The organism is Enterobacter sp. KB-221C9 (assembly GCF_041320715.1).
GTDB lineage: Bacteria > Pseudomonadota > Gammaproteobacteria > Enterobacterales > Enterobacteriaceae > Enterobacter > Enterobacter asburiae_D.
Map to the genome: position 1 here is coordinate 42,075 of NZ_JBGIWG010000020.1, position 26,249 is coordinate 68,323.

At 55.5% G+C, this 26,249-nt stretch carries 22 protein-coding genes and 4 tRNA genes; 8 read left to right on the forward strand and 18 right to left on the reverse strand.

Translation table 11 applies throughout. The annotated features are described in order from the left end of the window. Positions 1-46: 46 nt before the first annotated feature. The 6 genes from hemC to AB8846_RS21480 all read left to right on the forward strand — a co-directional run bounded on the left by hemC (position 47) and on the right by AB8846_RS21480 (position 5,983). A complete protein-coding gene (gene hemC / locus AB8846_RS21455) occupies positions 47-988 on the forward strand; it encodes a hydroxymethylbilane synthase (protein ID WP_063145024.1) in 942 nt (313 codons plus the stop codon). After that, on the forward strand, positions 985-1,725 hold the full coding sequence (gene hemD / locus AB8846_RS21460) for a uroporphyrinogen-III synthase (RefSeq protein WP_370733640.1): 741 nt from the start codon (positions 985-987) through the stop codon (positions 1,723-1,725). Before hemC ends, hemD begins: the two co-directional genes overlap by 4 nt. 20 nt (positions 1,726-1,745) lie before the next feature. After that, positions 1,746-2,948 carry a uroporphyrinogen-III C-methyltransferase gene (gene hemX / locus AB8846_RS21465; protein WP_370733641.1) on the forward strand — a complete coding sequence of 401 codons (1,203 nt, stop codon included), beginning with the start codon at positions 1,746-1,748 and terminating at the stop codon, positions 2,946-2,948. A gap of 2 nt (positions 2,949-2,950) precedes the next feature. Further along, complete coding sequence (gene hemY / locus AB8846_RS21470; protein WP_063145046.1) at positions 2,951-4,150, forward strand: protoheme IX biogenesis protein HemY; 1,200 nt, start codon at positions 2,951-2,953, stop codon at positions 4,148-4,150. Positions 4,151-4,322: 172 nt separating this feature from the next. Then, positions 4,323-5,534 carry a hypothetical protein gene (locus AB8846_RS21475; protein WP_063145027.1) on the forward strand — a complete coding sequence of 404 codons (1,212 nt, stop codon included), beginning with the start codon at positions 4,323-4,325 and terminating at the stop codon, positions 5,532-5,534. A gap of 257 nt (positions 5,535-5,791) precedes the next feature. Further along, positions 5,792-5,983: a hypothetical protein gene (locus tag AB8846_RS21480; RefSeq protein WP_370733642.1), complete on the forward strand. Its 192-nt coding sequence runs from the start codon at positions 5,792-5,794 to the stop codon at positions 5,981-5,983. Positions 5,984-6,040: 57 nt separating this feature from the next. Here the strand turns inward: AB8846_RS21480 and AB8846_RS21485 are convergent. The 17 genes from AB8846_RS21485 to trxA all read right to left on the reverse strand — a co-directional run bounded on the left by AB8846_RS21485 (position 6,041) and on the right by trxA (position 21,201). Then, a tRNA-Pro gene (locus tag AB8846_RS21485) sits at positions 6,041-6,117 on the reverse strand. A 46-nt stretch (positions 6,118-6,163) separates the two neighbouring features. After that, positions 6,164-6,249: transfer RNA gene (locus AB8846_RS21490), tRNA-Leu, on the reverse strand. Between the two features lie 22 nt (positions 6,250-6,271). After that, positions 6,272-6,347, reverse strand: a tRNA-His gene (locus AB8846_RS21495). A 67-nt stretch (positions 6,348-6,414) separates the two neighbouring features. Further along, positions 6,415-6,491 (reverse strand) — tRNA-Arg (locus tag AB8846_RS21500). Between the two features lie 102 nt (positions 6,492-6,593). Beyond that, positions 6,594-7,979: an amino acid permease gene (locus AB8846_RS21505; protein WP_063145028.1), complete on the reverse strand. Its 1,386-nt coding sequence runs from the start codon at positions 7,977-7,979 to the stop codon at positions 6,594-6,596. Positions 7,980-8,176: 197 nt separating this feature from the next. Further along, complete coding sequence (gene wecG, locus AB8846_RS21510) at positions 8,177-8,917, reverse strand: lipopolysaccharide N-acetylmannosaminouronosyltransferase (RefSeq protein WP_370733643.1); 741 nt, start codon at positions 8,915-8,917, stop codon at positions 8,177-8,179. 12 nt (positions 8,918-8,929) lie between these two features. Next, positions 8,930-10,282, reverse strand: a complete 1,353-nt coding sequence (gene wzyE / locus AB8846_RS21515; RefSeq protein WP_370733644.1) for an ECA oligosaccharide polymerase — start codon at positions 10,280-10,282, stop codon at positions 8,930-8,932. Further along, positions 10,279-11,358, reverse strand: a complete 1,080-nt coding sequence (locus AB8846_RS21520; protein ID WP_370733645.1) for a TDP-N-acetylfucosamine:lipid II N-acetylfucosaminyltransferase — start codon at positions 11,356-11,358, stop codon at positions 10,279-10,281. Before AB8846_RS21520 ends, wzyE begins: the two co-directional genes overlap by 4 nt. Beyond that, entirely contained in the window at positions 11,355-12,605 is a 1,251-nt protein-coding gene (gene wzxE, locus AB8846_RS21525; RefSeq protein WP_370733646.1) for a lipid III flippase WzxE, read from the reverse strand. The genes AB8846_RS21520 and wzxE overlap by 4 nt, the downstream gene beginning before the upstream one ends. A 1-nt stretch (position 12,606) precedes the next feature. Beyond that, the gene (gene rffA, locus AB8846_RS21530) at positions 12,607-13,737 is read right to left on the reverse strand and encodes a dTDP-4-amino-4,6-dideoxygalactose transaminase (protein WP_370733647.1); all 1,131 of its coding nucleotides are present in this window, start codon (positions 13,735-13,737) and stop codon (positions 12,607-12,609) included. Positions 13,738-13,741: 4 nt separating this feature from the next. After that, positions 13,742-14,419, reverse strand: coding sequence for a dTDP-4-amino-4,6-dideoxy-D-galactose acyltransferase (gene rffC / locus AB8846_RS21535; RefSeq protein WP_370733648.1), 678 nt, complete (start codon positions 14,417-14,419; stop codon positions 13,742-13,744). Continuing rightward, a complete protein-coding gene (gene wecC, locus AB8846_RS21540; protein ID WP_063145035.1) occupies positions 14,416-15,678 on the reverse strand; it encodes a UDP-N-acetyl-D-mannosamine dehydrogenase in 1,263 nt (420 codons plus the stop codon). The genes rffC and wecC overlap by 4 nt, the downstream gene beginning before the upstream one ends. Next, positions 15,675-16,805, reverse strand: coding sequence for a non-hydrolyzing UDP-N-acetylglucosamine 2-epimerase (gene wecB, locus AB8846_RS21545; RefSeq protein WP_370733649.1), 1,131 nt, complete (start codon positions 16,803-16,805; stop codon positions 15,675-15,677). Before wecB ends, wecC begins: the two co-directional genes overlap by 4 nt. A 56-nt stretch (positions 16,806-16,861) precedes the next feature. Next, positions 16,862-17,908 carry an ECA polysaccharide chain length modulation protein gene (gene wzzE / locus AB8846_RS21550; RefSeq protein WP_370733650.1) on the reverse strand — a complete coding sequence of 349 codons (1,047 nt, stop codon included), beginning with the start codon at positions 17,906-17,908 and terminating at the stop codon, positions 16,862-16,864. Positions 17,909-17,921: 13 nt separating this feature from the next. Further along, positions 17,922-19,025 (reverse strand): UDP-N-acetylglucosamine--undecaprenyl-phosphate N-acetylglucosaminephosphotransferase, encoded by a 1,104-nt coding sequence (wecA, locus tag AB8846_RS21555; RefSeq protein WP_370733651.1) that lies wholly within the window; start codon positions 19,023-19,025, stop codon positions 17,922-17,924. A 241-nt stretch (positions 19,026-19,266) separates the two neighbouring features. Next, entirely contained in the window at positions 19,267-20,526 is a 1,260-nt protein-coding gene (gene rho, locus AB8846_RS21560; protein ID WP_001054528.1) for a transcription termination factor Rho, read from the reverse strand. Positions 20,527-20,871: 345 nt separating this feature from the next. Continuing rightward, a complete protein-coding gene (trxA, locus tag AB8846_RS21565; protein ID WP_006179218.1) occupies positions 20,872-21,201 on the reverse strand; it encodes a thioredoxin TrxA in 330 nt (109 codons plus the stop codon). Positions 21,202-21,345: 144 nt separating this feature from the next. Between trxA and rhlB the strand changes: the two genes are divergently transcribed. Both rhlB and gppA read left to right on the forward strand, forming a co-directional pair. Then, a complete protein-coding gene (gene rhlB, locus AB8846_RS21570) occupies positions 21,346-22,614 on the forward strand; it encodes an ATP-dependent RNA helicase RhlB (RefSeq protein ID WP_063145039.1) in 1,269 nt (422 codons plus the stop codon). Positions 22,615-22,620: 6 nt separating this feature from the next. Beyond that, positions 22,621-24,105: a guanosine-5'-triphosphate,3'-diphosphate diphosphatase gene (gene gppA / locus AB8846_RS21575; protein WP_370733652.1), complete on the forward strand. Its 1,485-nt coding sequence runs from the start codon at positions 22,621-22,623 to the stop codon at positions 24,103-24,105. Between the two features lie 56 nt (positions 24,106-24,161). On the opposite strand, the gene rep is transcribed toward gppA, so the two are convergent. Further along, positions 24,162-26,186 carry a DNA helicase Rep gene (gene rep / locus AB8846_RS21580; RefSeq protein WP_023309648.1) on the reverse strand — a complete coding sequence of 675 codons (2,025 nt, stop codon included), beginning with the start codon at positions 26,184-26,186 and terminating at the stop codon, positions 24,162-24,164. Positions 26,187-26,249: the final 63 nt, after the last annotated feature.

Genomic DNA, 26,249 nt, shown 5'->3' on the forward strand with positions numbered 1-26,249 from the left:
TCAACAATGTTAGGATGGTTAGCGATTGATAATGACGGTAACAAGCATGTTAGACAATGTTTTGAGAATTGCCACACGCCAAAGCCCTCTCGCGCTCTGGCAGGCACATTATGTGAAGCAGCGCCTTGAAGCCTGCCACAGTGGATTGCGCGTCGAGCTGGTGCCGATGGTCACGCGCGGTGACGTGATCCTCGATACGCCCCTGGCGAAAGTGGGCGGCAAAGGCCTGTTTGTCAAAGAACTGGAACTGGCATTGCTTGAGAACCGCGCCGATATCGCCGTACATTCGATGAAAGACGTGCCCGTCGAGTTCCCTGAAGGGCTGGGGCTGGTGACCATCTGCGAGCGCGAAGATCCGCGCGATGCGTTTGTCTCTAACCACTATGACTCCCTCGACGCGCTACCAGAAGGTAGCGTGGTTGGCACGTCCAGTTTACGCCGTCAGTGTCAGCTCGCAGAACGTCGTCCTGACCTGATCATTCGCTCGCTGCGCGGTAACGTCGGCACGCGTCTGGGCAAGCTGGATAACGGCGAGTACGATGCCATTATTCTTGCCGTTGCCGGCCTGAAGCGTCTGGGGCTGGAGTCGCGCATTCGCGTGGCGATGCCGCCCGAGCTGTCGCTCCCGGCCGTGGGCCAGGGAGCCGTCGGCATCGAGTGCCGTCTGGACGATGTGCGTACCCGCGAACTGCTGGCACCGCTGAACCATGACGAGACCGCTATTCGCGTAAAAGCCGAGCGTGCAATGAATACCCGCCTCGAAGGGGGATGCCAGGTACCGATTGGCAGCTATGCTGAATTAACAGAAGGTGAACTGTGGCTGCGCGCGCTAGTGGGCGCCCCTGACGGTTCGCAGATGGTACGCGGCGAACGTCGCGGTAAAGCGCAAGATGCCGAGCAGCTTGGCGTGTCGCTGGCTGAAGAACTGCTGGATAACGGCGCCCGCGAGATTCTGGCTGACGTTTATAATGGAGAGCCCCCTGCATGAGTATTCTCGTCACCCGCCCTTCTCCCGCAGGAGAGCAGTTAGTGAGCCGTCTGCGCGCACTGGGGCAGGTGGCCTGGAGTTTTCCGCTCATTGAATTCTCCCCCGGTCGGGAGCTCTCTGCGCTCGCCGACCAGATGAATACCCTTCAGGAAGGCGACCTGCTGTTTGCGCTGTCGCAACATGCCGTGGAATTTGCCCACGCGCGGCTGCAACAGCAGGGTTTGGCCTGGCCAACCGCCCCCCGCTATTTCGCGATTGGCCGCACAACGGCACTGGCGCTGCATACCGTAAGCAGCGCGGACGTTCGTTACCCGTTAGATCGGGAAATCAGCGAAGTCTTGCTACAATTACCTGAATTACAAACTGTTGCCGGAAAGCGTGCGCTCGTTTTGCGCGGTAACGGTGGCCGCGAACTGCTGGGCGAAACGCTGCGTGAGCGTGGTGCAGACGTGACGTTCATTGAGTGCTATCAGCGCTGTGCAAAACACTACGATGGCGCGGAAGAGGCGATGCGCTGGCACGCGCGCGGCATTAATACGCTGGTGGTCACCAGCGGTGAAATGTTACAACAGCTTTGGTCGCTGATACCGCTTTGGTATCGCGAAAACTGGTTACTCCGCTGTCGGCTTCTGGTCGTCAGTGAGCGTCTGGCGAACCAGGCCCGGGAACTGGGCTGGCAGGATATTCGGATCGCTGATAACGCCGACAACGATGCGCTGCTGCGCGCATTACAATAACTCTCAAATGGGAAGCCATAATGACGGAACACGACAAATCCTCCGCCGTGGTTGAAGAGACCAGGGAGACTGTGGAGACGACGCCACAGCCAGAGACGACAGAGAAAACCGCTGAGAAGAAAAACGGCAGCAACAAAACGAGCCTCACGCTGAGCGCGATTGCCATCGCCATTGCGCTGGCAGCAGGGGTGGGCCTGTACGGTCTGGTGAAGCAACAGGGTGCTAACCAAACGTCCACCAGCGATGCGCTGGTGAATCAGCTCACCGCCCTGCAAAAAGCGCAGGAGTCGCAGAAAACCGAGCTGGAAGCGGTGATTAAGCAGCAGGCCGCCGCGCTTGCCGAAGCGAACAGCAAACAGGAAGATCTGACCAAACAGCTGGGCGACGTGCAGCAGAAAGTCGCCACGATTTCCGGCACCGATGCCAAAACCTGGCTGCTCTCGCAGGCTGACTTCCTGGTGAAGCTCGCCGGACGTAAGCTCTGGAGCGATCAGGACGTCACCACTGCCGCCGCGCTGCTGAAAAGCGCCGATGCGAGCCTGGCAGACATGAACGACCCGAGCCTCATCGCTGCCCGTCGCGCGATCACCGAAGATATCGCCAGCCTCTCCGCCGTCTCGCAGGTGGATTACGACGGCATTATCCTCAAGGTGAACCAGCTTTCGAATCAGATTGATAACCTGCAGCTGGCGGATAATAACGACGACGACTCCCCGATGGATTCCGACGGTACCGAGCTTTCCAGCTCCCTGAGCGAATGGCGCATAAACCTGCAGAAAAGCTGGCAGAACTTTATGGACAGCTTCATCACTATCCGCCGTCGCGACGAAACCGCCGTGCCGCTGCTGGCGCCGAATCAGGATATCTATCTGCGCGAGAACATTCGTTCCCGCCTGCTGGTGGCGGCGCAGGCCGTGCCGCGTCATCAGGAAGAGACCTACAAACAGGCGCTGGATAACGTCTCAACGTGGGTACGCGCCTACTACAACACCGATGATGCGACGACCACCGCCTTCCTCGAAGACATTGATAAGCTGAGCCAGCAGAACATCACCATGAACGTGCCGGATAAGCTGGCCAGCCAGCCGATTCTGGAGAAACTGATGCAGACGCGCGTACGTAACCTGCTGGCGCAGCCGGGCGTGCCGGCAGAGCCGTCGGGCGGAGCGGCAGCCGCTCCTGCTTCCGCACCCGCGTCTGAAAGCGCACCGCAGGGAGAGTAATGATGCTAAAAGTCCTCTTACTCTTCGTCCTGCTGATTGCCGGGATCGTGCTGGGCCCCATGCTTGCGGGTCATCAGGGCTACGTCCTGATCCAGACCGATAACTACAATATCGAAACCAGCGTAACGGGCCTGACGATCATTCTGATCCTCGGCGTGGTGGTGCTGTTTGCGATCGAGTGGATCCTGCGCCGTATTTTCCGCACCGGTGCCCACACGCGCGGCTGGTTCGTTGGCCGCAAACGTCGCCGCGCCCGTAAGCAGACCGAACAGGCGCTGCTTAAGCTTGCCGAGGGTGACTATCAGCAGGTTGAAAAGCTGATGTCGAAAAACGCCGACCACGCCGAACAGCCGGTGGTGAATTATCTGCTCGCAGCCGAAGCGGCGCAGCAGCGCGGTGACGAAGCCCGTGCCAATCAGCATCTGGAGCGGGCGGCAGAGCTGGCTCACGGTGACCCGATTCCGGTAGAAATCACGCGCGTTCGTCTGCAGCTGGCGCGCAATGAAAATCACGCGGCTCGCCACGGTATCGATCGCCTGCTGGAAGTCGCGCCACGCCATCCGGAAGTGCTGCGTCTTGCCGAGCAGGCCTATATTCGTACCGGCGCCTGGGGTTCACTGCTGGACATCATTCCGTCAATGGCGAAGGCCGAGGTAGGCGACGATGAACATCGTGATGAACTTCAGCGTCTGGCATGGATTGGCCTGATGGATCAGGCGCGCGCCGACCTGGGCAGCGACGGTCTGAAAACGTGGTGGAAGAATCAGAGCCGTAAAACGCGCCAGCAGGTTCCTCTGCAGGTTGCCATGGCGGAACATCTTATTGAATGTGACGACCATGACACGGCTCAGGAAATTCTTCTCGACGGTCTGAAGCGCCAGTACGACGATCGTCTGGTGATGGTGATCCCACGCCTGAAAACCAATAACCCTGAGCAAATCGAAAAAATACTGCGTCAGCAGATTAAAACCGTCGGTGACCGCCCGCTGCTGTGGAGCACGCTTGGTCAATCGCTGATGAAGCACGGAGAATGGCAGGAGGCGAGCCTCGCCTTCCGCGCGGCGCTGAAACAGCGTCCGGATGCCTTTGACTACGCATGGCTTGCCGATACGCTGGACAAGCAGCATAAGCCGGAAGAGGCAGCTGCCATGCGGCGAGATGGGTTGCTATTGACGCTGCAAAACAACGGTACGCAACAGTAAATAAAAAGGAGGCCAGACGGCCTCCTTTTTTTATCGCCTTTCTCCTGCTACATTCTTTACATCCACATCTGCAAACGAATCCGCCAATGTAACGATGTCTTTTCATTAACCTTTTTTCACACACGCGCACTTTCTGCAGCGTGGATTAAATCGTTTTTGAAAGGAAATCTTCATGAACTCGCTTTTGTATGCGCTTATTGAAGCGCTGCGCTGCCACCGCTGGCTGCGCCTGCTTGCCTGTGCTTTTATCTTCTCTTCGCTGGGAAATGGTTTAACCCAGGTCGTGGTCTTTGGTTTACTGTTAGCGTGGTCGGCCCCGCCCGCCCTGCTAACCCTCGCTTTTCTTTTCGCTACGGTTCCGGGATTCATCGGCAGCACGATCGGCGAAAAGCTGTGCTCGCGCTATTCTCCAGTATTCCTGCTGATACTGACCGAGGGGCTGGGATTGCTCGCCCTGCTCTTCCCCCTGCTCGGGGCGGGTTATCACAGCATTGCCTCGCTACTCGCCGTGCAATCTACCGAAGCGCTGCTCAGCGGGATGAGCTGGCCCGCAATGACAATGCTCTTTAAGCGTGGACTTAGCGAAGCAGAGCTGCCTGCTGCGACCTGTCTGGAAAATGTGATTTTTGCTTCTCAGGTGTTATTAGGTACCGGACTCGGCGTGGTGCTGTTCAAGCAGACCTCAGTGTTTACCTTGCTGGCTATTGATGCCGCCAGCTTTCTCGGGTCGCTGTTACTGCTGTGGCTGGCTGGACGCCGGTTTTCTGCGCCATTGCTACCGCTCCCCGGAGAAGAGACAGCCCCCGCGCCACTGCGCTGGCGGAGGTTGACCGTTCGGCAAAAGCGCAGCCTGCTCATTCTGCCGGCGCTGGCGGCCGTCGGCTCACCGGCTATGGCGCTACTTCCGGCCCTGGCGCAGCAGCTCCATCCTCAGGATGCGGCGGGTCTTGCCCTGCCTCTGCTTTTCGCAAGGAGCATGGGACAACTTTGCGGCCCCATGCTCCTAAAAAAAGAGAGCCTGACGCGCTTTGCCGCTCGCACCCCGCGAATCATCGTTTGTCTCGGTATCTTTCTGGCCGCTTATGGAATGCTGCCGTTATTGTCCGGGTGGATGGCATTTGCGCTGGGCATGATCTTTATCGCGCATCTGGCCTCGAACGTTCTCTTCGCGGCCGGCACGTTTGGCGTACTTAGCAGTTTTCATATCACGCAAACCGCGTCGGCCAGCAGTAAAGCCTGGCGCTGGCAAACGCTCAGCGCCTCTCTTTTCACTGGTATTACAGCGATGGTGGCAGTTGGGCTTGGCTCAGTGCTGGCGCTCTATACGGTCTCGTCAGCCGCCCTGCTGGTGGTCGCCCTGATCATGCGTGGGTATCGGGAATAAGGCATAAAAAAACGCCTGCTATAAAAGCAGGCGTTAAAACAGGTCTGTAAGACAACATATTTGGTGCTTCACTCAACGTTATGTCCATGGTGTCTGATGAGGCCGAAGCGACATCTGTCAGTGGACGATAAGCACCGTAAATGGCTCTGCGTCATTCCTGAGTTTATGAGGCACTAAGGCGAACATAAGAGATGGAATGAGCATCTACGCGTATATTATTGCACGTAACGTGCCAACATGACACCCAGAACTTTTACATGACGCAACATTTTAAGATAAAAGGAAATTATGCTGTTGAGCGCCGTCTTAATCTCTACAACATATCGGTAAACGCAGAAATATGTCGTCAGGAGGAGACAGCAAAACCCATAAATAGTTATTTATTTAAATTTCAACAAGTTGCATGTCGCTGGATTGCGACAATGAAAAAGGACGTTGTTGGGGAATGACGACAGGGATGAAGAATCGCAGAAAACAAAAAACCCCGCCGAAGCGGGGTTCAAAATTGGTCGGCGAGAGAGGATTCGAACCTCCGACCCACTGGTCCCAAACCAGTTGCGCTACCAAGCTGCGCTACTCGCCGATGTACTGCTTTTTTGAATTTTTAGTTCAATTCATTTAAAAAGTCGTGGTGCGAGGGGGGGGACTCGAACCCCCACATCCAAAGGACACTAACACCTGAAGCTAGCGCGTCTACCAATTCCGCCACCTTCGCAATTCACAACTCTTTCAAATAATGGGGTGGCTAATGGGATTCGAACCCACGACAACTGGAATCACAATCCAGGGCTCTACCAACTGAGCTATAGCCACCACTGTATTCTTAACTCACGCGGTACTGACTACTTCTCAGACCACCGCAGCTCCAGCACCGGGTAAATGGTGCGCCCGACAGGATTCGAACCTGAGACCTCTGCCTCCGGAGGGCAGCGCTCTATCCAGCTGAGCTACGGGCGCTTAGCGCCGTTGCGGGGCTGGATATTACGTACCTCCGTCCCCGCTGTCTAGTGCTTTTTTGAAAAAAATGCGCGTTTGGTTATGGTTTGCACATTTTGCCGCTTATTCCTCCACTTTATGCGTGGTGGCACGGCGACCCAGGCCAAAAAGCTTATATGCAGCCGTTACAGCCGCAAGGAAGATCACCCCGACAAACAGCGACATGCGAGTATCTTCATTAAAGTACATCCCGATTAATACGCAAATCAGGAACGCCATCGTCAAATAGTTCGCATAGGGGAACAGAATTGAGCGGAACGGGTGGCTTTCAATCGCCTTTTTATGCGCCTGACGGAAACGCAGCTGGCTAATGAGGATAACAAACCACGGCACCATCCCCGGCAGTACGCTGGCGCTGTAGACGTAAACGAACACGCGCTGCGGGTTAGGAATGATGTAATTCAGGCAAGAGCCAATCAGCAGGATCACAATGGAGACCGCGACCCCCGCCACCGGCACGCCAGCACGTGAGACTTTGCTCATCGCCGCAGGCAGTTGGTTGTTCTTCGAGAGCGCATAGAGCATACGCCCGCAGCTGTACATCCCGCTGTTACAGCCAGACAACGCAGCCGTCAGGACCACAAAGTTGATGATACCCGCCGCCGCCGTGATACCAATTTTGGCGAAGGTTAATACAAACGGGCTACCGGTCGTGCCAATTTCGTTCCACGGGAAGATGGTCACGATGACGAAGATCGCGCCCACATAGAAAATCAGGATACGCCACAGCACTTTGCCTACCGCGCTACGCAGCGTGACCTGCGGGTTTTTCGCTTCACCGGCGGTAATACCGATCAGCTCCACGCCCTGATACGAGGCCACAACGATACACAGCGCCGTCAGGAATCCCTTCCAGCCGCCGGCGAAGAAGCCGCCGTTTTCGGTCAGGTTGCCAAAGCCGATAGCGTGTCCACCGTTGCCAAAGCCGAAGAAAATCACGCCCAGGCCGACGACAATCATCACGATAATCGTGGTGACTTTGATCATTGCGAACCAGAACTCAATTTCACCGTAAAGGCGCACGGCGGCCAGGTTTGCCAGCGCCACCAGCCCCACGGCAATGAGCGCGGGTATCCACTGGACCATGTCCGGGAACCAGAACTGGACGTAGACCCCTATTGCAGTGATTTCTGAGATGCCCACCGCCATCCACATAAACCAGTATGACCAGGCGGTCAGATAGCCGAAGAACGGGCTCATATAACGGTGCGCGTAAACGGCGAAAGAGCCGGTTACCGGCTCCAGGAAGAGCATTTCACCCATGGAACGCATAATGAAGAAGACAAACAGCCCGGCGATAATATACGCCAGTAATACGGAAGGGCCTGCCCATTTGAGCGTACTTGCGGAGCCCATAAACAGGCCCACGCCGATAGTGCCGCCCAGCGCTATCAGTTCAATATGACGAGCTTCCAGCCCACGCTGTAGCTCCGGTTTTTTCTCTGCCATAGATCCTCGGTTGTGTTTGCTGTTTCCCGGCTTAAGACCGGGTATTGTTTTTTAGGGGTACTAAAATACGGAGCGAATGGTTTCTTAAAATCTGCCAAATGGCAAACGATGCATTAAAAAAATGAATGCATTGCACAGATTATCAGCAGTTTTGCAGGCGAGTTGCAGCGCGAATAGCATATCGCGCTACATTTTGATTACATTTTCCCGGTGTAATGCCAGGTGAGGTAGCGAAGCAGACGGATCTGTCGTTTAATGCGCGTCGGTTGCGATAGCAGGCGGTACAGCCACTCTAGTCCCAGATTTTGCCAGACCTTTGGCGCACGCTTAACGTGGCCGGTAAAGACGTCGTACGTGCCGCCGACGCCCATGTAGAGGGCATCCGGACAGACCAGACGGCAGTCGCGCATCAGGAGCTCCTGGCGCGGGGACCCCATCGCCACGGTGACAATTTTCGCCCCGCTGTCACGAACGCGCTCAAACAGAGCCTGCCGATCTTCCGGTTTGAAGTAACCGTCCTGGCTGCCGACGATATTAACATTCCATTGACGACGCAGTTTCTCCTCCGTCTGGGCCAGTATCTCCGGCTTCCCGCCAATCAGGAACACGGGCGTGCCCTGCGCACCTGCGCGGGCCATAAGCTGCTCCCAGAGATCGGCACCCGCCACGCGGGAAACATTAGCGTCAGGATACTTTTTACGGATAGAGCGGACCACGCTGATCCCGTCCGCGTATTTAAATTCAGCCGCTTCAATCAGGCTTTTGACTTCCGCATTATCCTCAACCGCCAGCATTTTTTCCGCGTTGATGGCCACCAGCGTACCGGATTTCATCTGGCCGTCGGCGAACAGAAAGTCCAGCGCGTGCTGCATGTCGCGCCAGCCAATAAGCTGCAGGCCACGGAGCGCATAGCGCGGTGCAGAAATTTTATCAGTCATTACTATCCTTACTCAGACTTGCGACAGCGTTGTGCTGCCCTGCCGCTCGCGCTTGTGCACAAGCCCTGCGCTGTCAAACAGCCAGTACAGCAGTTTGGCCAGTAACAGGCAGACGCCGAAAACGACCATGAAGAACACCACGCGCGACACGAACGAGTCCAGCCCTTCGCGCGCCAGAACGATCATATTGAAAATGGCACCAAAGCAGAAACTGTGCAAAATGGCGGCTTTATAGCGGTTGGTCTCTTCGTTGCCACGCACGTAAAGCCAGTCGAACCACTTGATAATCAGCCCCACGGCAACCGCCCCGGGCAGAATGAACCACGCCCCTCCCATCACCACCAGGGAACCAATCAGCGTTGGCGAGATTGCCAGACCGGAATGGTTGTTCAGCACTTCCCAGGTAAAGTAATTTGCCGTGTTAAGCACCACGCCAGGCCGGTCCGGCCATAGCCATGAAGGGATAAAGACGTAGAAGTCGCGAACAATCGGCGCCAGCCCCTGGAAATCAATCTTGTCGTAGTTTTGCAGCAGCAATGCCAGGTTTTCCCATGGCGAGAAGGTATCGCGCGTCAGGTAGAGGAACGTGTAAAACGCCTCATCGCCCGCCACGTTCATCCCGTAGCGCTTCAGCGCCAGCCAGAACATCCCCACAATGCCAAACACCCCTGCCGCAACCAGCATCCACAGCGAGATCCAGCCGCGGATGATGCCGATAAACAGGAAGATCGCGAAGGCGATAATAATGTTCGCGCGCGTGCCGCCCACAATCATGTAGGTCAGGATGCCAAACGCGACGGTACTGACCAGGAAGAACAGCCACGCTTTGCTGTCCTGACGCAGGTAAAAGATCACCAGCATCGCCGGAATGAAGAAGTAGAAGAAACGCTTAAGCGCCACGCCCGAGACTTCAGCCGAAAAAATCTGGCTGTAGGAGTGGAGCTTAAACAGCAGGAAGCCGTTATGCATGAAAAAGATACCGACGCTGACCAGGGCGATGGTCATCAGCATCACCCACGTCAGGTGGGTCTCCACCCGATTCATGGTAAAAAGCGCCCGACGCGGGGCAGTAGCCTGTGCTGAACGCAGACGCGTTTTATAGGTGACGTAGTAAACCGCATAGAAGCAGGTCGCCGCCAGAAGCGCCTGGAGCAGGATTTCCGGCGGCGCGACGCTCACGTCAAAACGGAAGACCAGAATGCTGGTTAGCGGGAAGCCGAAAAAGAAGGTCAGCAGAAACAGTAACGAGAAGAACACGTTAAAGTTGAAACGCACCCGGCGGAATTCAAACCAGGTAAGCGTGGCGATAAACAGAGTGCTCAGAAGCCAGACAACCAGTAAGCCGCTGAATTGCAACTGACTCATGCTTTGTCTCCTGCTGCGATACGCAGCGCGCGGTGCCACGGCGTAATGTAATTCGGGCTAAAGAAGTCGATGGAATTTTTATCCACCAGAGCCAGCTGCCGCTGAGCTTCCCGAACAACCTCTTCATTGAGCACATCGGTAGTGAACAGCACCGGAAGATGCTGTTCGGCCATGTCCTGCCAGAATGGGTTGTCGCGGTTGAGCACGCACGGTACACCCGCCTGAATCAGCAAACACAGTGTGCCAATTCCCTGCTGCCGGGCAAAGATGAAATAGCCAAGATCGCATTTTCTCAGCAGCGCAAGATATTCATCAAATTCCAGCTTATCGCTGAGGATGTGCAGATTTTCTGCACTAAACAGCGCAAGTCCCTGTTGGCGAACCTCATCAATATAGGCGTCGTTGTTGGCGGGATAGCCCATCGGCACCACCACGTTCACCGCGTCGCCGAACTGCTGATGCACCGCCCTGAGCGCCGCGACGTGTTCGTTACTGCGATCGCCGGAATTCCCCACCAGGATCGTTAGCTTGCCTTCACGCACCGTGTCATTCGTCATGGCGTTCAGCGCAGGATCCATGCGGGTTGGGAAATAGAGTAGCTCGCCGCGCACGTTCGGGTGCTGTTTAGCAAAATAGTTGAGATCGCCACGGGTGGCAAACACACTGCCTACGCGCCCCTGCGCCATGCGGCGCAGGGGATAGAAAAGACGGAATTTCCAGCCGCGGGAGACTTCGTAGAGATCGGCTCCCCAGATATGCCAGCTGCACAGGGAGGGTTTAATCCCCCCGCTGAGCAGCGCCAGCCACAGGCCGGTATTGAACTGCCCGTGGAAAAAGAAACGTTGCTTACGATCCGCTTTGGCTTTGGCAACAACCGCCTTCGCCAGCGCGGCCTTATCCGGCCAGAAGCGAACAGTTAGCGCCGGAAATGCTGCGCTCAGGCCCTTATCCTGACCTGCAACCATAAACTCACGCGCATCAGGATTACCCGATGCCAGCTCGTCGTTGAAGAACCGCAAAACGGTCTGGTTATGGTGTGGGATATCCGATCCCAGGATGTGAATCAGTGCAGTCATGCGCGTTTACGCCACAATAAAAATACGCCGCAACAGGCGGCGAAATAAACGATATAGGTTGCCATGTAGGCCTGAGCCGCCCCCAGCGCACCGTGCGCAGGTATCAGCCAGTGTGAAAATGCTGTCAGTAACGCAAACTGGCTAATTTCCGCCAGGACATACAGCCGCAGGGACGCTTTTGCAATCACCAGATAGCCGAAAACGTAAGCACCCACTTTCAGTACATCACCCACCAGCTGCCAGGCAAAGAGATCGCGCATGGCGGTGAACTTCGCCGAGAACAGCAGCCAGATGGCGACATCGCGCAATAACCAAACGGTAAAGCTGGCAGCCGCCACAGCGGGTAACACAAAGCGCAGCGATCGGAAAATCTCACGCGTTATTTCTTGTCTGGACGTCAGACGCGATAAGGTTGGCAGCAGGTAAACGCTAAAGGAAGCCGTAATAAACTGGAGATAGGCGTCGGAAATACTGCTTACGCCCTGCCAGATCCCCACTTCATCCCAGCTATAATGCGCCGCCAGCAGGTTTCGCATCATCACGTAGGCCACCGGCAGCGTGACGGAAGTGATGAGCGCCATGAGGGTAAATTTACCCAGCTGGCTGGCAAGCACCTTATCCCATTGCGGTTTCAGGTAGCTTAGAGGGATGACGCCCCGACGCATCAGCATGAACGCCGCAGGCACAACAACCAGCGCCGGGACCAGCGCCAGCCCAAGCAGTGCGCCTTCATAGCCGCCCAGGCGAAAGCAGAAGTAATAGGCAATCACGCCGATGACGCTGCCCAGGATTAAGGCAAGCGCGTTCCCCGCAGCATCACGAAATCCTTTCATCAGCGCCAGCAGCAGGTTAGCCCAGGCAATGCCCATCTGAACCAACGCGACCAGACGCACCAGCCCCTGGTAATGGGTGTGCCCGAACAACCCCTGGCTGATGGGGGCCGCCGCCACCAGAAAAACAATCGCCATCAGGGTCGAAAAACCCGTGACCATCGCCGAGGAGGTGCCCACCACCCTGCGCAGCTGAGCCGCATCATCGTGATACTGCGCAACGTATTTGGTCACGCCGTTGAAGATACCGGCACCGGCCAGCACCCCAAGGACGGTGACAAGCTGGCGGAAATTACCCGCCAGCCCCACGCCTGAGGGGCCAAATGAGACGGCCAGCAGCTTGACGACCAGCAGCCCGGCGCCAATTTTTACAAGCGTGGACGCGGCGGTCCACACCGATGCTTTTGCCAGAGACATATCAGCCGAAATAACTCAGAAGGGTATTAATCACCGTACGCTGGTTAACAGGCGCGAGATTGTAGAACAGTGGCAAACGAAGCAAACGCTCACTTTCTTTGGTGGTGTAACGGTCTTCACCCGCGAACATCCCAAACGCTTCTCCGGCCGGGCTGGAATGCAGAGGAATATAGTGGAACACCGCCATAATTTCGGCCTCTTTCAGCCAGGCAATTAACTGACTGCGATCGTCGTTATCGCGCAGCTTGATGTAGAACATATGCGCATTGTGGACGCAATCTGCCGGGATGGTCGGCAGTTCAATACGCCCGGCTTTGGCCAGAGGCTCAAGCGCATCGTAATACGTTTGCCACAGGGAAAGACGCTGAAGGTTGATACGTTCCGCCGCTTCCAGCTGCGCCCACAGGTACGCCGCCTGCAGATCCGCCATCAGATAGCTGGAGCCGATATCGCGCCAGGTGTATTTGTCTACCTGACCCCGGAAGAACTGGCTGCGGTTGGTGCCTTTTTCGCGGATCACTTCCGCCCGCTCCACGAGGGCCCGGTCGTTAATCAGCGTCGCGCCACCTTCTCCGCCCGCTGTGTAGTTTTTGGTTTCGTGGAAGCTAAAGCAGCCAATGTGGCCAATCGTGCCCAGCGCGCGTCCCTTGTAGGTAGACATCACGCCCTGCGCGGCATCTTCCACCACGAACAGATTATGTTTTTTAGCGATGGCCATGATGGTGTCCATTTCACAGGCCACGCCCGCGTAGTGAACCGGCACGATCGCGCGCGTTTTGTCGGTAATCGCCGCTTCGATCAGCGTCTCATCAATGTTCATGGTGTCCGGGCGGATATCCACAAAGACGATTTTCGCCCCGCGCAGAACAAACGCATTCGCCGTGGAAACGAAGGTATAGCTCGGCATGATCACTTCATCGCCGGGCTGGATATCCAGCAGCAGCGCCGCCATTTCCAGCGATGCCGTACAGGACGGGGTCAGCAGCACTTTGGCGCTGTGAAAATGCTGCTCCATCCACTGCTGACAGCGACGGGTAAAACCGCCGTCACCGCAGAGTTTGCCGCTGCCCATGGCAGACTGCATATAGTCGAGTTCAGTTCCGACAACGGGTGGTGCGTTAAATGGAATCATCTTGTCACCTGTATAACCAGTAGGCGGTGGCGTCGACGTTGGCACCACTCGCAATATAACGTTTAAGCGCGGCGGTGTTGCCCAGTTGGGTCGCGACCCGCAGCGCCACAAGCTGCTGCTGCTGCGCCCAGTGCAGCGCCGCCTGCATAAGTTTTTCACCCATGCCGCGCCCGGCTAATAAGCCAATGCGCGCCTCGCGCTCGTTGAGCTTACGCAGCGAGACGAACCCCTGGATTTGACCGTCCCCTGCACGGAAAACCAGGCAGACGTGGTCAAAGGTACCTTTGACCGCATTCTCTATCCACTGGGCATAGAAACGCCCGCTATCGTCAGGCGCATACCAGGGCGTACGAAAGCGGCTCTGCGCAAACGCCCGGGTCGCCATCTGACGCAGCACGGGGATGTCCTGATCCGTTGCGATTTCCGCGCCGGATGCATCATGCCGGGTGAGGGTAATGGAAAGATCGACCTCACCTTCAACCAGCTGAAAGCCGTGTTGCTGGAGCGCGTCAAGCAGATCGGCACGCTCCGCTGGGATCTTCGCCTGCACCCGTTGCCAGGCGATAAAATCTGATTCAGCCAGCACCGGCGCGTCATCGCGCAGACGCACGATGGCCGACGGCAGGCCGAAAAAGGCACTCTCCCACTGCAGGGACTCGAGCACCCCATTCAGGCTATTCAACGCCAGACACCTTTGGTATCCACAATATACTGCTGACGAACGGCATCGCCGGACGTCGCTTTAAACTCTTTATGATCCACCAGCAGCACCAGCACGTCCGCCGCCGCCAGCGCGTCGTCCAGCGCAGTCAGCGTGCAGTGCCCCGCCAGTTTTGCCGGTAACTCATGGATATTCGGCTCAACCACCAGCGTTTCGCCCTTGTGCCATTCGGCAATCATCTCAGCAATTTCCATTGCCGGGCTTTCACGCAGATCGTCAATGTTCGGTTTAAATGCCAGACCAAAGCAGGCAATTTTCAGCTCGCTGGCGCGCTTGCCGCTCTCTGCCAGACAATCCGCAACCGTCGCTTTAACCTGATTGAGCACCCAGTGAGGCTTGCTGTCGTTCACTTCACGCGCGGTACGGATCAGGCGCGCCTGCGCCGGATTCTGCGCCACGATAAACCACGGATCGACGGCGATACAGTGTCCGCCCACGCCCGGGCCGGGCTGGAGAATGTTGACGCGCGGATGGCGATTCGCCAGGCTAATCAGCTCCCAGACGTTAATCCCCTGATCGGCGCAGATCAGCGACAGTTCGTTCGCAAAGGCGATATTGACGTCGCGGAAGCTGTTTTCCGTCAGCTTGCACATCTCGGCGGTGCGGGAGTTGGTCACCACACACTCGCCTTCGAGGAAAATCTTATAGAGCGCGCTGGCTCGTTCGGAACAGACGGGCGTCATACCGCCAATCACGCGGTCGTTTTTAATCAATTCGACCATGACCTGACCCGGCAGCACGCGCTCCGGACAGTAGGCGATGTTGATATCCGCCTGCTCACCCGCCTGCTGCGGGAAACGTAAATCAGGGCGCGCCTCGGCCAGCCACTGTGCCATCTGCTCGGTAGCACCAACCGGAGAGGTCGATTCAAGGATCACCAGCGCCCCTTTCTTCAGCACGGGTGCAATGGATTTTGCCGCCGCCTCGACGTAAACCATATCCGGCTCGTGGTCGCCTTTAAACGGGGTAGGGACGGCAATCAGGTAGGCATCCGCTTCAACTGGGGTCGTGCTGGCACGCAGGAAACCGCCCTCCACCGCCTCTTTCACCACGCGGTCAAGATCGGGCTCCACAATATGAATTTCGCCACGGTTAATGGTTTCCACCGCGCGTGCGTTGATATCCACACCGACAACCTGTTTTTGACGAGAGGCAAACGCCGCCGCGGTAGGCAAGCCAATGTAGCCAAGACCAATGACAGAGATGGTAGTAAAACTCATAGCGATACCCGATTGTGTTTAAGTGCATGCAAAATACGACCACAAGCCTGCCCGTCTCCATACGGATTATGGGCTCGGCTCATCGCCTGATACGCTTCATCGTCGTGCAGCAGGCGCGTGACCTCTTCGACGATGAGTTGCGCGTTGGTGCCAACCAGACGCACCGTCCCCGCTTTCACCGCTTCCGGACGTTCAGTGGTTTCACGCATCACCAGTACCGGTTTGCCGAGAGAGGGCGCTTCTTCCTGAATGCCGCCGGAATCGGTGAGGATCAGCCAGGCATGGTTCATCAGCCAGACAAACGGCATGTAGTCCTGAGGTTCAATCAGAAGAACATTTTCGACATGGCCCAGGATGCGGTTCACCGGCTCGCTGACGTTAGGGTTAAGGTGTACCGGATAGACAATTTGCACATCGTCGTTCTGCGCGGCGATTTCAGCCAGCGCGTGGCAGATTTGCTCAAAACCCCGGCCAAAGCTTTCGCGACGGTGGCCAGTAACCAGAATGGTTTTTTTGCCGTTATTCAGGAATGGATAGCGGGCGGCAAGTTGTTCCTGCAATTCGCTGTTTGCCAGGACGCGGTCACGTACCCAAATCAACGCATCAATAACCGTATTGCCGGTCACAAAGATTTTGTTATCGACAATATTTTCGCGCAGCAGGTTCTGACGCGAGTTCTCGGTTGGCGCAAAGTGGTACATTGCCAGATGGCCGGTCAGCGTACGGTTGGCCTCTTCCGGCCACGGTGAATAAAGGTTGCCGGTACGCAGACCCGCCTCAACATGGCCGACGGGAATACGCTGGTAAAACGCAGCCAGACTTGTTGCCATCGTTGTTGTGGTATCACCATGCACCAGCACGACGTCGGGCTTGAATGACTCCAGGATGGGCTTGAGATCTTGCAGTATGCGGCAAGTGATTTCCGTCAAGCCTTGCCCCGGTTTCATAATATTCAGATCGTAATCCGGGACGATGGAAAAGAGCGTTAAAACCTGGTCGAGCATTTCACGGTGCTGGGCCGTGACGCAGACTTTCGCTTCAATATCAGGATCGCTGGCCAGCGCATGAACCAGAGGCGCCATCTTTATGGCCTCCGGTCTGGTGCCAAATACGGTTAGTACTTTCACATCGATTCTCTTCGATTAGGCGATGAAGGCCGTAGCCTTCATCGTAAACGGCGTTCTTAGTTTGTACGACGACGCGTTAACGCCACGCCAGCACCAACGAGTGCGCCCACAATCCCCCACATGATCATCAGGAATGCGCGGCGCGGACTGTCGCGTTTTACAGGTTCTTCAGGCGTTCTCAAATAACGATAGGTCTGAAAACGCGGATCCATGGATGGGCCGACATTAAGCGTATTAAGCATCGCGCGATTTTGATCGTAATCGAGGTCAAAATCAGGCCCTACGGCCTTCAGGTTTTCCAGACGCGCCTGCAGCATAGGGCGACCAAGAAGGAACATTTCAGAGTCAGGCAGTTCATCAGCCGGCACGTCCGTCTCAGTACGGGAAATATTGTGCTGTTCCGCAATTTTCAGCGCCTGCTCAATGTTATGCACGCGGCGACCGAAAATGGTTTTTGCCACCTCTTCCTGACGTTTCACCTGGGCTTTCATCTGGATGGTGCGGGCTGCCCAGGCACCTTTAAGCTCTTCATTCAGATGGCTTGCGGCACGCTGGCTGGCAAACGCGACGTACTGGCGCAACAGGTTGTTGGCGTCCGGCGCGGTTTCTGCAATCAGCTTGACGCTGTCGTTGACGTTACGTAGCGCATCGCCCGGCATAAATTGAATATTGTTAATGAGATCGTCCAGCAGGGCGGCATCGGCTTTGGTGTTATCAACCCGGCGCTGCTTGTAGTAATCCGTCTGGGACCAGAAGTCGCGACGCGTATCCCACGAAGCCAGCTGCATTACAAACTCTTTATAGGCTTCATCCATAACGGAAGCCTGGTCAGGTGTGGCAAGATTGGCTTTGATATCCAGGTTTCGCAGGAATTGCTGCTGGGAATAGTACCCCCCGAGCATGTTAACCGTTGGCCTGTCCGTGATTGCCGTGGCGCTCCACTCTTGTTTTGCAAAGAACGTATAGGCCAGCGCTAACACTGCAAACCCCAGCGCGATCCCCGCAATCCAAAGTTTGCCTGCCCATAACACGCGAAACAAACCCCGAATATCCAGCTCATTCTCAGTTACCACTGATTTCGCTCCCGCCAACGGTTGAGTCATCATAGTCCCGGTTTTACTTAGTTAATGTTGTATGTTTGCCACTGTTACGACGCATCCTGCGCTTAATACGTTTAATGAAGCGTGCTACCTTCCATGCGCGCTTGATGCAGTAGCCGTAGAGAGAAAAAGCTAGCAAGAACAATACCAACATAGCCCATTCAGGCACAAAATGTGTATATTCCGCCGTCACGCCAATCGCCGCTAGAATAGCAGCCGCCAGCGTAATAAGCACAAATGCCTGCCTGGAAGTGAATCCGGCTCGCATGATCAAATGATGAATGTGCTGACGGTCAGCAGAGAAAGGACTCATCCCTTTACGCAGGCGGCGATACATAATCGCAACCATATCCATTAACGGGATAGCGATAATCCATAATGCCGTTACCGGGCTAATGGGGTGAACATCACCCTGAGTAGTTTCCAGCAAGATCCAAATAATGGTAAAGCCGATAAGCGTGCTACCCGCATCACCCATGAATACTTTATAGCGTCGGCCCAATGCGCCGAGATTTAGCAGGATATAAGGCAGGATGGCCGCAATCATGGCAAAACACCACATAGCAAGGCTGTATTGCCCATCGAACCATAAAATCAAACCAATTGCGGCAAATGAGACGCAGGACAGGCCTCCCAGCAAACCATCAATACCGTCAACCATGTTGAACGCGTTAATCGCCACCCACACGGCAAAAAGAGTCAGGAAATAGCCGAACGGACCGAGTTCCATCTCCCAGGAGCCAAAAATATAGCCCAGGCTACTCAAGTGCAGCTTAGCGAACACCATCATAGCAATAGCCACAGCGGCCTGAACGAAGGCGCGGATTTTGACGCTAATATCATAACGATCGTCAAGAGCGCCAACCACCACAAGCACCGTCGCGCAGGTCAGGTACAGTCTGGCATGTGGAATATAGTAATCCGCAATGGCGAACGTGAAGCAGATCCCCGCGAAAACAGAGATGCCCCCGACCAAAGGGATCATGCCTTGATGACGCTTACGGAAGTTGGGTTTATCCACTAACCCCAGATATTTCGCCACCTTACGTGCCAGAAACAAAAAGCAGGTGGTAAACAAGAAAATACTGGTTAGTTCAGTAAACGTATCAAGTAGGTTCACAATGGATGTTCTCAACAAATGTTAGTCAAGGAAGTATAACCATCAAGGCGCTGAGCCTGAAGTTATAAAGCAAACCTCTTTCAGTTCCATTTGTTTATTATTCAAGCTATTAATGTTTTTACTGTGCGAATTATCTTATTGTCGCACTGACCAGTCAAAATTGGGAGTAGATGGTACTAGCGTATAGTCCATAAAAGAAAAACGCCACGTAAAAACGTGGCGTTCGCTGGCTTTATTTGCGTTACGAGCGTTTCATCATGTCGAAGAAATCGTCGTTGGTTTTGGTCATCGCCAGTTTGTTAATGAGGAATTCCATCGCGTCAATTTCACCCATTGGATGGATGATTTTGCGCAGGATCCACATTTTCTGCAGCTCTTCCTGGGTGGTGAGCAGCTCTTCTTTACGGGTACCGGAACGGTTGTAGTCGATAGCCGGGAAGACGCGTTTTTCAGCGATTTTACGAGAAAGGTGCAGTTCCATGTTACCTGTACCTTTAAATTCTTCGTAAATCACTTCGTCCATTTTTGAACCGGTATCGATCAGCGCCGTCGCGATGATGGTAAGGCTGCCGCCCTCTTCCACGTTACGTGCAGCACCGAAGAAGCGTTTCGGACGATGCAGGGCGTTAGCATCCACACCACCGGTCAGCACTTTACCGGACGCCGGAACCACGGTGTTGTAGGCACGCGCCAGACGGGTGATGGAGTCGAGCAGGATGATCACGTCTTTCTTGTGCTCAACCAGGCGTTTCGCCTTCTCGATAACCATTTCCGCAACCTGAACGTGGCGAGATGCTGGCTCGTCGAAGGTAGAAGCAACCACTTCACCTTTCACCAGACGCTGCATCTCGGTCACTTCTTCCGGACGTTCGTCAATCAGCAGCACCATCAGCACGCAGTCTGGGTGGTTATAAGCGATGCTCTGCGCGATGTTCTGCAGCAGCATGGTTTTACCCGCTTTCGGCGGTGCCACAATCAGACCACGCTGGCCACGACCAATTGGCGATGCCAGATCCAGAACACGTGCGGTTAAGTCTTCGGTAGAACCGTTACCACGCTCCATGCGCAGGCGAGAGTTCGCGTGCAGCGGCGTTAAGTTCTCAAAGAGGATCTTATTACGCGAGTTTTCCGGTTTGTCGTAGTTAACTTCATTAACTTTCAACAGCGCAAAGTAGCGTTCACCCTCTTTAGGAGGACGAATCTTACCTGAAATGGTGTCACCAGTGCGGAGGTTGAAACGGCGGATTTGGCTAGGGGATACGTAGATGTCGTCAGGGCCGGCGAGGTAGGAGCTGTCTGCAGAGCGGAGGAAACCAAATCCGTCTTGCAATATCTCCAGCACACCGTCGCCAAAGATATCTTCGCCACTCTTAGCGTGCTGCTTCAGGATGGCGAAAATGATGTCCTGCTTGCGCATACGAGCCTGGTTTTCCAGCCCCATATTTTCGCCGAGAGTGATCAGCTCAGAAACCGGCGTATTCTTTAATTCGGTAAGATTCATAATGGTGTGGGTTCTTAAACTCGGGGTGATTCTCGAACTTAATGTTGTGAATGGTATGGCAGGGTCATCCATGCCTGTTTAGCGGCCATCGACTCATGTCTGTTCGCTGTCTGGTCACAGGGAAAGAACGCAGAACTGAAACGACAAGACGGATTGAGTGACAAGCCCGGAATTTAGCCACTTCACGCACTGTTCATGTCAACAACGGGAAGTATCGGGTAAAACAAGATTCAAACAACAAGATATGTTTAAAACGAAGTCATAGCTAACTTAGCACGACTTCAGCCGGGCGTCCAGAGTTCCACATCATTTAGCCGGGAGCTCTGAACGCACAGCGGAGAAACCTTACGCCAGGTTAGCGTCCAGGAACTCTTTCAGTTGACCTTTGGACAGCGCGCCCACTTTGGTCGCTGCCACTTCGCCGTTTTTGAACAGCAGAAGGGTTGGGATGCCACGGATACCGTATTTTGGTGCGGTGCCCGGGTTCTGGTCGATGTTCAGCTTGGCAACGGTCAATTTGCCCTGATATTCGTCGGCGATCTCATCCAGAATCGGGGCGATCATTTTGCAAGGACCACACCATTCAGCCCAGAAATCGACGAGGATCAGCCCGTCAGCTTTAAGTACGTCCGTGTCAAAACTGTCGTCAGTCAGGTGAATAATTTTATCGCTCATATATAACTCCACAGGAATAAGCCTGGTACGTTGGTTTTGTCTCCACCAACGACGTGTTGATGTCGCATTAACCAACTAAAGGTTGACTTTATTTCACCGGATACGCTTTCGTAAAGCAATAGTAAGCTGATATTCTACCACACTATGAGCAAAACACATTTAACTGAACAGAAGTTTTCCGACTTCGCGCTGCACCCGAAAGTGATTGAAGCCCTTGAAACAAAAGGCTTTCATAACTGCACGCCCATTCAGGCCCTCGCGCTGCCGCTGACGCTGGCCGGTCGCGATGTTGCCGGGCAGGCGCAAACCGGTACCGGCAAAACGATGGCGTTTTTAACGTCAACGTTTCATTATTTACTTTCTCACCCAGCGATTGCAGACCGCAAAGTTAACCAGCCGCGCGCGCTAATTATGGCCCCGACGCGAGAACTGGCGGTACAGATCCACGCAGACGCTGAACCTCTGGCGCAGTCTACCGGCCTGAAGCTTGGCCTGGCCTATGGCGGCGACGGCTATGATAAGCAGCTGAAAGTGCTGGAAAGCGGTGTGGACATCCTGATCGGGACCACCGGCCGTCTTATCGACTACGCCAAACAGAACCACATCAACCTCGGCGCAATCCAGGTTGTGGTGCTCGATGAAGCTGACCGCATGTACGATCTGGGCTTCATTAAAGACATTCGCTGGCTGTTCCGCCGTATGCCTCCGGCCAATCAGCGTCTGAATATGCTGTTCTCTGCAACCCTCTCATACCGCGTTCGCGAACTGGCGTTCGAACAGATGAACAACGCCGAATATGTAGAAGTGGAACCTGAGCAGAAAACGGGTCACCGCATTAAAGAAGAGCTCTTCTATCCTTCCAATGAAGAGAAAATGCGTCTGCTGCAAACGCTGATCGAAGAAGAGTGGCCAGATCGCGCCATTATCTTTGCGAACACCAAACACCGTTGTGAAGACATCTGGGGCCATCTGGCTGCAGACGGTCACCGTGTTGGCCTGCTGACCGGCGACGTGGCGCAGAAAAAACGCCTGCGTATTCTTGAAGAATTTACCCGTGGAGATCTCGATATTCTGGTCGCAACCGACGTTGCTGCTCGTGGTCTGCACATTCCGGCCGTGACGCACGTCTTTAACTACGATCTGCCAGACGACTGCGAAGACTACGTACACCGTATCGGTCGTACCGGTCGTGCGGGCGCAAGCGGTCACTCGATTAGCCTGGCGTGCGAAGAGTATGCGCTGAATCTTCCAGCCATTGAGACGTATATCGGTCACTCTATTCCGCAGAGCAAATACAATCCGGAAGCGCTGTTAAGCGAACTGCCGCCGCCTAAGCGTCTAACCCGCCCACGCTCCGGCAATGGTCCGCGTCGTTCAGGCGGCGCGCCGCGTAATCGTCGTCGTTCAGGTTAAGAAAATATGCTCAGCTCCACCTCGCTTTATGCAGCAATCGATCTCGGCTCGAATAGTTTTCATATGCTGGTTGTGCGCGAGGTGGCGGGAAGCATACAAACGCTGACGCGTATTAAGCGCAAGGTCCGCCTCGCGGCGGGCCTGAGCAGTGACAATCACCTCTCACCTGAAGCCATGGAACGTGGCTGGCAGTGTCTGCGACTCTTTGCCGAGCGTCTGCAGGATATTCCGCATGCCCAAATCACCGTGGTCGCCACTGCGACGCTCCGTCTGGCCGTTAACTCCGTGGATTTTATTGCCAGAGCGCAGGAAATCCTGGGATGTCCTGTCCAGGTTATCAGCGGTGAAGAGGAAGCTCGCCTGATTTATCAGGGTGTTGCACACACCACGGGGGGTGACGATCGCCGCCTGGTGGTGGATATCGGCGGTGCCAGTACCGAGCTTGTGACCGGCACCGGCGCGCAGGCTACGTCGCTGTTCAGCCTGTCAATGGGCTGCGTGACCTGGCTTGAGCGCTACTTTACCGATCGCAACCTGGGGAAAGAGAACTTCGACGAGGCAGAAAATGCCGCGCGCGAAGTGTTACGCCCGGTGATGGACGAGCTGCGCTATCACGGCTGGAAAGTCTGCGTGGGCGCATCGGGTACCGTGCAGGCTCTGCAGGAAATCATGATGGCGCAGGGAATGGACGAGCGGATTACGCTTGCCAAACTTCAGCAGCTGAAACAGCGTGCCATCCAGTGCGGACGCCTGGAAGAGCTGGAAATTGAAGGCCTGACGCTGGAACGCGCGCTAGTCTTCCCGAGCGGGCTGGCCATTCTTATCGCCATTTTCACCGAGCTGAACATCCAGTGCATGACCCTGGCCGGCGGCGCGCTGCGCGAAGGCCTTGTTTACGGGATGTTGCATCTGTCGGTCGATCAGGATATCCGCAGCCGTACCCTGCGCAACGTGCAGCGTCGTTTTCTGGTTGATATCGATCAGGCCGGACGCGTATCCCAGCTGGCGTCACGCTTCGCCGATCGGGTCGCTAACGTCTGGGATCTTGATCATCTGAGCCGGGATTTACTGCTGAGCGCCTGCGCGCTTCATGAAGTGGGGCTGAGCATTGATTTTAAGCAGGCACCGGCTCATGCCGCGTATCTGGTGCGAAACCTGGATTTACCGGGCTACACGCCAGCACAGAAAAAGCTGCTGGCAACGCTGCTGCTGAACCAGACCAACGCCGTAGACCTCTCCTCTTTGCATCAGCAAAACGCCGTACCGCCGCGCGTAGCCGAGCATCTGTGCCGCCTGCTGCGTCTGGCGATCCTGTTTGCCAGCCGCCGCCGCGATGATTTGCTGCCAGCCATTAATCTGGTGGCCGATGATGAGAAGCTTTCGCTGACGCTGCCGGAGAACTGGATTGATCGTCACCCGTTAGGGGCCGAGATGATCGAGCAGGAGTGCCAGTGGCAGAGCTATGTGCACTGGGTGTTGGAAGTAAAGTAAGAGTGTGAAAAATGCCGGGTGGCGCTGCGCTTACCCGACCTACAAGCCCTTCGGACTTATCCTTTCTCTTTGGCTTTTGCCAGCATGGCGCGGATGTTTGCTACGTTAGCCTGTCCCTTGTGCATTCGCTCCTCTGCGGTAATCACTTTGCGCTCCTGTTCCCAGATCAGGTCATCCTGCGGCAGTTCCAGCAGGAAACGACTCGGCTCCGGGCGGACCAGTTCACCATACTGGCGGCGCTCTTTACACAGCGTGAACGTTAGCTCTTTCTGCGCACGGGTGATCCCAACGTAGGCCAGGCGGCGCTCCTCGTCGACGTTGTCTTCATCAATGCTGCTCTGGTGCGGCAACAAACCCTCTTCCATGCCGACCAGATAGACATACGGGAATTCCAGCCCTTTAGATGCATGCAGGGTCATCAGCTGAACCTGATCGGCCTCCTCTTCGCTCTCGCCGCGCTCCATCATGTCGCGCAGGGTAAAGCGGGTGACCACCTGCGTCAGGGTCATCGGCTCGTCGATTTCAGAGCCCTCCAGCATTTCGGTCATCCAGCTGAAGAGCTGGTTAACGTTTTTCATGCGCATCTCAGCCGCTTTTGGGCTGGCTGAGGTTTCATACAGCCAGGACTCATAGTCGATGCCGTGAATGAGATCGCGCACTGCCGCCACCGGCTCGCGCTCCGCGAGACGCTGCACTTCGCCGAGCCAGTGGGTGAAGCGGGTTAACGAGTCATACCCGCGTCCGGTTAACGTCTGGCTCAGCCCCATGTCGAAGCTGGCGGTAAACATACTTTTGTTGCGGGTCATCGCCCACTCGCCGAGCTTTTGCAGCGTTGCCGGGCCAATCTCGCGTTTTGGCGTATTCACAATGCGCAGAAACGCGCTGTCATCATCCGGGTTAGTGAGCACGCGCAGATAGGCCAGCAGATCTTTGATTTCTGGTCGTGAGAAGAACGACGTGCCGCCCGAGATTTTGTACGGAATGCGGTTCTGCATCAGCATCTTTTCAAAGACGCGCGACTGGTGATTGCCGCGATAGAGGATCGCGTAATCCTTATATTCGGTTTTGTTGACGAAGTGGTGAGCGATGAGCTCGCCCGTCACGCGCTCCGCTTCATGATCCTCATTGTTGGCGCTGAGCACTTTCAGCTCCGTGCCGTAGCCCAGTTCGGAGAAGAGACGCTTCTCAAATACGTGCGGGTTATTGGCAATCAGGATGTTTGCTGCCTTCAGGATACGCCCGGAGGAGCGGTAGTTCTGCTCCAGCTTAATCACCTGCAGGGCGGGGAAATCTTTGCTCAGCAGCACCAGGTTTTGTGGGCGCGCACCGCGCCAGGAGTAAATTGACTGATCGTCGTCGCCTACCACGGTGAAACGCGCGCGCTGTCCCACCAGCAGCTTCACCAGCTCGTACTGGCTGGTGTTGGTGTCCTGATATTCATCCACCAGCAGGTAGCGGATTTTATTCTGCCAGCGCTCGCGCACCTCTTCATTGCGCTGCAGCAGCAGCGTCGGCAGCAGGATCAGGTCGTCAAAATCCAGCACGTTGCACGCTTTCATATGTGCATCGTACAAACCGTAGCAGTGGGCGAAGATCCGATCCCGTTCGCCTTTGGCGATCGCCGCGGCCTGGGCTGGCGTCATCAGATCGTTTTTCCAGTTCGAGATCGTCGAGATCAGCTGCTGCAACAGCACTTTGTCATCTTCGATCAGCCCCTCGGTGAGCTCTTTGAGCAGCGCCACCTGATCGGTGTCATCGAAGAGCGAGAAGTTGGACTTCATTCCCAGCGCCGCATACTCGCGTTTGATGATATCCAGCCCCAGCGTGTGGAAGGTGGAGATCATCAGGCCGCGCGCCTCTTTACGGCCCAGCGTCTGACCGACACGCTCTTTCATCTCGCGCGCCGCTTTATTGGTAAAGGTGACCGCCGCAATGTGTCGCGCCTGATACCCGCAGTTGTGGATCAGATGGGCGATTTTGTTGGTGATCACGCGGGTTTTACCCGAACCGGCCCCTGCCAGCACCAGGCATGGTCCAGTAACGAATTCGACCGCTTGTTGTTGTCCAGGGTTTAAACGCATGGGAGTGTTGCTCAATCTTCGAACGGGGTGTGGATTGTAGCAGAAAGCCGGGCGCAGATTTAC

Excerpts from the sequence above, each read along its gene's own strand:
- hemC (WP_063145024.1), top strand. The coding sequence starts at position 47 with ATGTTAGACAATGTTTTGAGAATTGCCACACGCCAAAGCCCTCTCGCG.
- hemD (WP_370733640.1), top strand. The coding sequence starts at position 985 with ATGAGTATTCTCGTCACCCGCCCTTCTCCCGCAGGAGAGCAGTTAGTG.
- hemX (WP_370733641.1), top strand. The coding sequence starts at position 1,746 with ATGACGGAACACGACAAATCCTCCGCCGTGGTTGAAGAGACCAGGGAG.
- hemY (WP_063145046.1), top strand. The coding sequence starts at position 2,951 with ATGCTAAAAGTCCTCTTACTCTTCGTCCTGCTGATTGCCGGGATCGTG.
- AB8846_RS21475 (WP_063145027.1), top strand. The coding sequence starts at position 4,323 with ATGAACTCGCTTTTGTATGCGCTTATTGAAGCGCTGCGCTGCCACCGC.
- AB8846_RS21480 (WP_370733642.1), top strand. The coding sequence starts at position 5,792 with ATGACGCAACATTTTAAGATAAAAGGAAATTATGCTGTTGAGCGCCGT.
- AB8846_RS21505 (WP_063145028.1), bottom strand. The coding sequence starts at position 7,979 with ATGGCAGAGAAAAAACCGGAGCTACAGCGTGGGCTGGAAGCTCGTCAT.
- wecG (WP_370733643.1), bottom strand. The coding sequence starts at position 8,917 with ATGACTGATAAAATTTCTGCACCGCGCTATGCGCTCCGTGGCCTGCAG.
- wzyE (WP_370733644.1), bottom strand. The coding sequence starts at position 10,282 with ATGAGTCAGTTGCAATTCAGCGGCTTACTGGTTGTCTGGCTTCTGAGC.
- AB8846_RS21520 (WP_370733645.1), bottom strand. The coding sequence starts at position 11,358 with ATGACTGCACTGATTCACATCCTGGGATCGGATATCCCACACCATAAC.
- wzxE (WP_370733646.1), bottom strand. The coding sequence starts at position 12,605 with ATGTCTCTGGCAAAAGCATCGGTGTGGACCGCCGCGTCCACGCTTGTA.
- rffA (WP_370733647.1), bottom strand. The coding sequence starts at position 13,737 with ATGATTCCATTTAACGCACCACCCGTTGTCGGAACTGAACTCGACTAT.
- wecC (WP_063145035.1), bottom strand. The coding sequence starts at position 15,678 with ATGAGTTTTACTACCATCTCTGTCATTGGTCTTGGCTACATTGGCTTG.
- wzzE (WP_370733650.1), bottom strand. The coding sequence starts at position 17,908 with ATGACTCAACCGTTGGCGGGAGCGAAATCAGTGGTAACTGAGAATGAG.
- rho (WP_001054528.1), bottom strand. The coding sequence starts at position 20,526 with ATGAATCTTACCGAATTAAAGAATACGCCGGTTTCTGAGCTGATCACT.
- trxA (WP_006179218.1), bottom strand. The coding sequence starts at position 21,201 with ATGAGCGATAAAATTATTCACCTGACTGACGACAGTTTTGACACGGAC.
- rhlB (WP_063145039.1), top strand. The coding sequence starts at position 21,346 with ATGAGCAAAACACATTTAACTGAACAGAAGTTTTCCGACTTCGCGCTG.
- gppA (WP_370733652.1), top strand. The coding sequence starts at position 22,621 with ATGCTCAGCTCCACCTCGCTTTATGCAGCAATCGATCTCGGCTCGAAT.
- rep (WP_023309648.1), bottom strand. The coding sequence starts at position 26,186 with ATGCGTTTAAACCCTGGACAACAACAAGCGGTCGAATTCGTTACTGGA.